General features: G+C 69.0%; 12 protein-coding genes. 5 read left to right on the forward strand and 7 right to left on the reverse strand.

Going from position 1 to position 6,728, the window contains the following annotated elements:
- Positions 1–1,832: RNA polymerase sigma factor RpoD (gene rpoD / locus ACT4N8_RS06660; protein WP_444857353.1), on the forward strand; the 1,832-nt coding region annotated here is incomplete at its 5' end.
- A gap of 7 nt (positions 1,833–1,839) precedes the next feature.
- Here the strand turns inward: rpoD and ACT4N8_RS06665 are convergent.
- The 7 genes from ACT4N8_RS06665 to ACT4N8_RS06695 form a co-directional block, all read right to left on the reverse strand.
- The gene (locus tag ACT4N8_RS06665; protein WP_444857354.1) at positions 1,840–3,210 is read right to left on the reverse strand and encodes a terminase large subunit domain-containing protein; all 1,371 of its coding nucleotides are present in this window, start codon (positions 3,208–3,210) and stop codon (positions 1,840–1,842) included.
- Complete coding sequence (locus tag ACT4N8_RS06670; RefSeq protein WP_444857355.1) at positions 3,207–3,773, reverse strand: hypothetical protein; 567 nt, start codon at positions 3,771–3,773, stop codon at positions 3,207–3,209. The genes ACT4N8_RS06665 and ACT4N8_RS06670 overlap by 4 nt, the downstream gene beginning before the upstream one ends.
- Positions 3,774–3,839: 66 nt before the next feature.
- Positions 3,840–4,031, reverse strand: a complete 192-nt coding sequence (locus ACT4N8_RS06675) for a hypothetical protein (protein WP_444857356.1) — start codon at positions 4,029–4,031, stop codon at positions 3,840–3,842.
- Between the two features lie 36 nt (positions 4,032–4,067).
- Positions 4,068–4,220: a hypothetical protein gene (locus ACT4N8_RS06680; protein WP_444857357.1), complete on the reverse strand. Its 153-nt coding sequence runs from the start codon at positions 4,218–4,220 to the stop codon at positions 4,068–4,070.
- Complete coding sequence (locus ACT4N8_RS06685; RefSeq protein WP_444857358.1) at positions 4,217–4,393, reverse strand: hypothetical protein; 177 nt, start codon at positions 4,391–4,393, stop codon at positions 4,217–4,219. The genes ACT4N8_RS06680 and ACT4N8_RS06685 overlap by 4 nt, the downstream gene beginning before the upstream one ends.
- Positions 4,394–4,420: 27 nt before the next feature.
- Complete coding sequence (locus ACT4N8_RS06690) at positions 4,421–4,675, reverse strand: hypothetical protein (protein WP_444857359.1); 255 nt, start codon at positions 4,673–4,675, stop codon at positions 4,421–4,423.
- Complete coding sequence (locus ACT4N8_RS06695; RefSeq protein ID WP_444857360.1) at positions 4,672–4,959, reverse strand: hypothetical protein; 288 nt, start codon at positions 4,957–4,959, stop codon at positions 4,672–4,674. The genes ACT4N8_RS06690 and ACT4N8_RS06695 overlap by 4 nt, the downstream gene beginning before the upstream one ends.
- Before the next feature lie 247 nt (positions 4,960–5,206).
- Here ACT4N8_RS06695 and ACT4N8_RS06700 point away from each other — a divergent pair, with 247 nt between their 5' ends.
- The 4 genes from ACT4N8_RS06700 to ACT4N8_RS06715 all read left to right on the forward strand — a co-directional run.
- Complete coding sequence (locus ACT4N8_RS06700) at positions 5,207–5,554, forward strand: hypothetical protein (protein ID WP_444857361.1); 348 nt, start codon at positions 5,207–5,209, stop codon at positions 5,552–5,554.
- A 177-nt stretch (positions 5,555–5,731) separates the two neighbouring features.
- Positions 5,732–6,025, forward strand: coding sequence for a PspC domain-containing protein (locus tag ACT4N8_RS06705; RefSeq protein WP_444857362.1), 294 nt, complete (start codon positions 5,732–5,734; stop codon positions 6,023–6,025).
- A 191-nt stretch (positions 6,026–6,216) separates the two neighbouring features.
- Positions 6,217–6,378 carry an LPXTG cell wall anchor domain-containing protein gene (locus ACT4N8_RS06710; protein WP_444857363.1) on the forward strand — a complete coding sequence of 54 codons (162 nt, stop codon included), beginning with the start codon at positions 6,217–6,219 and terminating at the stop codon, positions 6,376–6,378.
- Between the two features lie 129 nt (positions 6,379–6,507).
- Positions 6,508–6,728, forward strand: a 221-nt coding sequence (locus ACT4N8_RS06715) for a DUF6975 family protein (RefSeq protein ID WP_444857364.1), incomplete at its 3' end; no start/stop codon positions are given.

Here is a 6,728-nt window from a genome sequence, read left to right on the forward strand (position 1 = left end):
TGTCGGAGATGGGGGTGAACATCGTCGAGAGCGAGGAGGGGGACGAGGAGGACAAGGACGAGCCGGAGGCGATCGACGAGGGCCAGGAGGGCGGCGGCTCGGGCGAGACCTTCGTGGTCGAGAAGAAGAAGGAGACGGTCGACCGCACCGACGACCCGGTCCGCATGTACCTGCGCGAGATGGGCGCGGTGGAATTGCTCTCCCGAGAGGGCGAGATCGCGATCGCCAAGCGGATCGAGGCCGGCCGCGACACGATGATCTGGGGCCTGTGCGAAAGCCCGATCACCTTCAACGCGATCATCGACTGGTCGAACGCGCTCAACAACGGCGTCATGCAGCTGCGCGAGATCCTCGACCTCGAGGCGATGCTCTCCAAGGGCCCCACTCCCGAGCAGGTCGAGAGCGCGGAAAGCGACGACGACACGATCTCGGAGAAGACCGCCGGCCCGAGCTTCAAGGAAGAGGAAGAGCCCGAGGAGGCCCCCGCCGAGGAGGAAGAGGACGGCGAGGAGAGCCTGGTCGAGCGGCGCACGCCGCGCCCGGTCGAGGAGGAGGAAGAGGACAACACCCTCAGCCTCGCCCAGATGGAGGAGGCGCTGAAGCCCGCGGCTTTAGAGAAGTTCGCCGCGATCACCAGCCTCTACAAGAAATTCTCGAAGCTCCAGGCGACCCGGATGGACGCGATGAGCGGCCCTGAAGCCTTCGCCGCGAGCGACGAGCGCAAATATCAGAGGCTGCGCGAGCAGCTCACCGCCGAGGTCGAGAGCGTCCAGTTCCACGGCGCCAAGATCGAATATCTCGTCGACCAGCTCTACAGCTACAACCGCCGGCTGACCGCTTTGGGCGGCCAGATGCTCCGCTTGGCCGAGCGCCACAAGGTGCCGCGCCGGGCCTTCCTCGAAGCCTATATGGGCCACGAGCTGGACGAGGGCTGGGCCGAGCGGGTCTGCGGCCTCGACAAGAAATGGACCGCCTTCTGCACCGGCGAGGCCGACGCGATCGAGCGCATCCGCAACGAGATCAGCGACATCGCGCTCGCCACGGGCATGTCCCTGGGCGAATTCCGCCGCATCGTGAACCAGGTCCAGAAGGCCGAGCGCGAGGCGCGCATCGCCAAGAAGGAGATGGTCGAGGCGAACCTCAGGCTCGTCATCTCGATCGCCAAGAAATACACCAATCGCGGTCTGCAATTCCTCGACCTGATCCAGGAGGGCAATATCGGCCTGATGAAGGCGGTCGATAAGTTCGAGTACCGCCGCGGCTACAAGTTCAGCACCTACGCGACCTGGTGGATCCGGCAGGCGATCACGCGGAGCATCGCCGATCAGGCGCGCACCATCCGCATCCCGGTCCACATGATCGAGACGATCAACAAGCTGGTCCGCACCAGCCGCCAGATCCTCCACGAGATCGGCCGCGAGCCGACCCCGGAAGAGCTCGCCGAGCGCCTCTCCATGCCCCTGGAGAAGGTCCGCAAGGTGATGAAGATCGCCAAGGAGCCGATCAGCCTCGAAACTCCGATCGGCGACGAGGAGGACAGCCATCTGGGCGACTTCATCGAGGACAAGAACGCGGTGATCCCGGTCGACGCGGCGATCCAGGCCAACCTCAAGGAGACGGTGACCCGCGTGCTGGCGAGCCTCACCCCGCGCGAGGAGCGCGTGCTGCGCATGCGCTTCGGCATCGGGATGAACACCGATCACACGCTGGAGGAGGTCGGGCAGCAGTTCAGCGTGACGCGTGAGAGGATCAGGCAGATCGAGGCCAAGGCGCTGCGCAAACTGAAGCATCCGAGCCGCAGCCGGAAGATGCGGAGTTTCTTGGATCAGTGACAGGCGGTCACACCGTGACTGCTAACCCCCAGACCGCAGCCCGCGAATTTGCCGAGCTGTTCGGCCGTTTCGAGTATGCCCTCAAGAGGTCAGGCCACCTGGCTGAGGGAAGGATGGCCGCGACCATGCGGCCGCCCTGGTTTTGTTCGGCGACGATCAAGGGAATGAGCTGTGCTCCGGCGAAGGCCGGCGGCCAGTTTTTGTGTTGGGCTGGGCCCCGGCCTTCGCCGGGGAACGAGGCCCCTCCACCACCTTTCAGGTGGTCCCCCTCCCCTGCGAATGCAGGGGAGGAAAGGGAATGGATGCGGGCGGCGTCGGCGCCGGCGCGGGACCAGCCTTCGGGGGTGCGGGCGGTGACGCTGTGATCGGCGAGGACGTGGGCGATGCCGGCGCTGTCCTTCGCGCAGGCGATTATGCCACAGGTGCCGTCCGCCACGGGCGGGTCGACGCCGATGACGAGGCGGACAAATCGATCCTCCCCTGCATTTGCAGGGGAGGTGGCAGCCCGCAGGGCTGACGGAGGAGCCCCTCCACCATGCTGCGCATGGTCCCCCTCCCCCAGAAATCTGGGGGAGGAATTGCGGCGGCAGCGCTCGAGCAGCTCGACGCTCCACAACGCACCGGCTTCGGGGAGGAGCTCGCCGTCGAGCTCCTGGCGGCCGAGGCGGGTGCCGGCGTAGAGGGCGTGGACGTTGTCGAGCCAGGCGCGCGAGGTGTGGGGATTGGCCTTGCTGGGGCCGCCGGTGGTGACCGTGCCGGGCTGGAGCATGATCCCCGCCAGCACCGGGCCGGAGCGCGGGGTGGTGGTGACGAGGGCGCGGGGATTGGGGCCGAGGCGGAGGCCGAGCTGGAGCATGTCCCAGGTCTCCCGCGGCTTCTCCCACTTGGCGAGCTCGTCGCACCAGGCGAAATGATGCTCGGGGCCGCGCAGCAAGGCCGGGGTGGCGCCGGAGAAGAGCGTCGCGGTGGCGCCGGTGCGGAAGGTGAGCCGGCCGAGGCTGGGGCACCAGCCGGTGACCCAGGCATCGGCGATCTCGATCAGGCCGCTGCGGCCTTCGACCATCACCCGGCGGGCATCCTCCAGCGTGGCGCCGACGAGGGCGATGTCGATGCGGTCGTGGGCGGCGACCAGCGCGGTCACCCATTTCGCGCCGGCCAGCGTCTTGCCGAAGCCGCGGCCGGCCTTGAGCACCCAGGTCCGCCACGCGCCCGGCGGCGGCGCCTGGCCAGCGTGCGCCCAGGCGGGCCAGGCGCGATCGAGCGTCTCGCCCTCCTCGATGCCGAGCCGGGCGAGCGCGGCGGCGCGCAGCTCCGGCGCGAGCGTGAGGAGATATTCGACGAGGTCGGTGCCCGGGGGAAGGGGGGGCTCGGGCTTCATTCCGGCGGGCCCTCGCCGCGGCGCTGGGCCTCTATCGCATGGAGCTTGGTCAGGATCGAGGCGTGGACCTCCTCGAGCGAGCGCGGGCGGCCGCGCCAGCCGGGATAGCGGGCGGGGGCGCCATCGACCGAGGCGCGGTGGAGCTTGAGGATGGCGATCGCCTCGGCGACGCTCATCGGCAGGAAGGGAATTTCGGGATCGGGGACGAAGAGGGCGTCCTCCCCCTCCTCGTCGGGGCGCTCGTCGGCGGCGAAGGTGGCGCAGGCGGCGCGGAGCAGCCCCGCCTCGAGCCGGGCATAGCCCTGCGCCAGCGCGGCCTGCCAGCGCTCGGCGAAGCCGGGATCGCGGCGGCGGCGCCGGTAGGCGGTGACGGTGGAGAAGCCGGCGCAGGCGGCGGCATAGGAGACGTTGCAGCTCGCGGCGAGGCGATCGAGGAAGACGCCTTCCGCCTCATCGGTCCAGCGGGCGCCGGCGCTGCGGATCAATTGCGGGCCGTCCTTGCCGGAGGCGCGCAGACAGGTCCCCGCCGGGGCGGGCGCCCGGGAGCGGGCTCGTTTTGGCATGTGCGAATCATCCCGTGCTGATGTTCGTGCTTTGTTCCACAAACGGGCACGGATGTCAAGGATTTTTTACCGGGTTGGTTCGTGAGCGGCGGGCGGGAGGGCGCGTTCGGCCATGCGGCGCTGGTGGCGGGCGGTCTCGCGCCGCTTGCGGCGGGCGTGGCTCCGCTCGCGGGAATGATAGAGCTTGAAGGCGACGCCGAGCCCGACGGCGAGCGCCACGCCGACGATCAGCAGCCAGGCGATGAGCAGGCGGTCCATCGGCGAGGGTCCTTTCGAAGCGGCGGGGCGCGCCGCCTAGGCCCGGCCCTCGCGCAGCCGCCAGGGCAGGCCCGGCAGCTTGATCATCGCGACGCCGCACAAAGTGCAGCGGCTGACGAAATGGCCGTGATCCCAGTGGCTGTCCTTGAGATCGGCGACATGGCGGCCGAGCCAGGCGTGCAGGCTCATGACCGGGCCCGCCCGGGAGCGCCGCGGCCGACCTGGGCCAGCGCGTCGGCGAGGTTGGTGTAGCGGTAGCCGTCGACATGATAGTGGTCGGCGGGCACGCGGGTAATGCCGTTGCGCGCCAGCAGCGCGCGCTCGTCCTCGGCCGGGGTGGCGCGATCGCGGAAAATGGACATGTCGCTCTTTCCTTTCGCTGGACTGTTCTAGCTGGCCGCGCCGCGCAGCCAGGCCGCGGCGTGGATCGCCGCCTCGACCCTCGACAGCCCCGCCTCGCTCGCCACCGCGAGATCCAGCGGCCGGCCGCCAAGCGCGGAGTCGTGAGTGTTGAGGAAGACGCGCACCGCCTCGGTGGTGACCAGGGCCGCCTGCGCCGCTTTGACGGCGCGGCCCTGGCGCACCTGCGCGTCCGGCGCGAGACGGGGCTGTGCGCGGGCCCGGCGGAAGAAGGGCGGGCTCATCCGGCGCCGCCGTCCCGGCGAACGGGGTTAGCGCTCCCGGGCGGGTTCCGCCCCGGGCGGGGCGGGCCGCGGCGGGCCGGCGGCACGTCGCTCGTCCGCAAGACCTCGCGCTCGCCCTCGGTGGCCGGCGCCGCGCGGGGAAGCAGGAAGGGCAGGCTGTGGGCCGCCTTGATGCTGTAGCGTCCCGCCAGCTCGTAGTGAATCAGCCGGGCTTCGGAGGTCGACGCGTCGCGCGCCATGGCCATCGCCGCGTGCTTGCGGTCGATCCAATATGGCCTGTCCATGAAATATCGCCTTTCCTGCCGCAAGCGAGAGCACGAAAAATCTCTCCGTCACGCAGGTGCTCATTGAAAACGCAGGTGATATAACTGCCTTACGACATCGAAACGTAAATAGCCATATAAATCTAGGAAAAACAAATAAACTTTCGGCACACGACGAATGTTATGATAGACGAGCTTTATCATTGCTGTTTTCCTGAGTGGATCCGGAATCGAGCGATTTCATCCTTCCGTTTTCGAGAGGTGTATCATGATCTTAGCGAGTTCTGGGCTCCCCTTCTCCGAAGCCGGTCTTCGTCCCCCGCTTCCCGCCACGTCCTCCGGCGCGCCGGAAATCGTCCCGGTCGATGCGCCGCTCGACGGGCGTCTCAAGCCGTTCCGGGCCAGCAAGCGCGCGGAAGACACGGCCGTCGGGTGCCGCGCCAATGCCGCCGCCGATCTCGTCCGCGCGGCCGCTTCGGGACGCGAATATTTCCGCCATCGCCTCGAGCATAGCGCCGCGGTCTGGACGGCCCGCGCCGAATTGCTGGAGAGGCTGGCGCGCAAGCTCGCCGCGCGGATGGCGCATCGGCCGGCCGCGCCGTTGACCCCGGCCTGACTTGGATTCCCGCCAGCGCCCCGACTTGGCGAAATCCGCCGAGTGTTGGCACATGGCGCGGCGGCGCTGTCTGAGTTCACTAAGGCGCGTTTCTACAAATCACTGGAATCGCGCGATATCCTTAATCTGGCACGGCTCCTGCTTAGCCTCCCGCATAGGCAAAAGGAGCTTTTCGACATGCAACGCGCCCCACTTCCCCTTTCCCGCGACGACACCTTGCTCGGCGTCTGCCAGGCGCTTGGCGAGGATTTCGGCTTCAACCCCTTCTTCCTGCGCGCCGCGCTCGGCGTGCTGCTGATCGTCCAGCCGGTCGCGGTGATCGCCGCCTATCTCGCGGCGGCGGCGGCGATCGCCTTGCTCCGCCTGATCGTCCCCAATCCGCGCAGCGCGCAAGACGAGGCCGAGGCGCGCGCCGCCGCTGAGCGCGACGCTGTCTATGCCGAGCCCGAGCCGATGCCGCTCGCCGCCTGAACCCGTCCCTCCTAGGCCCCCCGCGGCCCCGCCTCATCCCGGCGGGGCCGCTTCCTTTTTCGCGCCGCTTTGCTGTCGCAAAACCCTCACGCCCACGGCGTACCCCTTGCCGGCAACGAGTCGTCCGGCGCGGGGGAACGGGATCGCCGCCGCCGCGTCCGGTCGGTTCATGTGAGGCGGCAGGGAAAGTCATGCGAGAAGTGATCGCGTTCATCCTCATCGGCCTCGTCCTCGCCTTGCTGGCGGGGCTGGTCCTCTATTTGCGGCGCAAGGCGCGGCACGAGCGCTGGCTGCGCCGCGGCCATGCCGATTATTCGACGGTCCACCGCCGCCGCCCCGGGCTGTTCGGCTAGGCGGAGCGCGTCGACGCCCGCATTTGCCGCGCCAATTCCCGCGCCCTCTTGTAAACTTCCTCTTTACGCCGCCGGTGTAAGCCCTTGCCGATGCATCCGCCGCACGACCGCGGCGCCGGGAGGGCGTTGATGGCTTCACGATTGGTCGACAGGGCAGAGGGCGCGGGCGCCGGCGCGCTGCTCATCGCCTGCGTCGCCGAGCAGGGCAGCGCCGCCCACCCCTGGTTCGCGAACCCCGCTTTGGGCGCCGGGCCGGACGCGGCGCGCAACCTCGCCGATGCCATCCATGCCCTGTGCGCGCTGCACGGCCTCCACCCCGGCGTCGTCGATCTCGCCGCGGCCCGCGCGAC

Origin of the sequence: Sphingosinicella sp., from assembly GCF_052387495.1 — a bacterium.
Taxonomy (GTDB): Bacteria; Pseudomonadota; Alphaproteobacteria; order Sphingomonadales; family Sphingomonadaceae; genus Allosphingosinicella.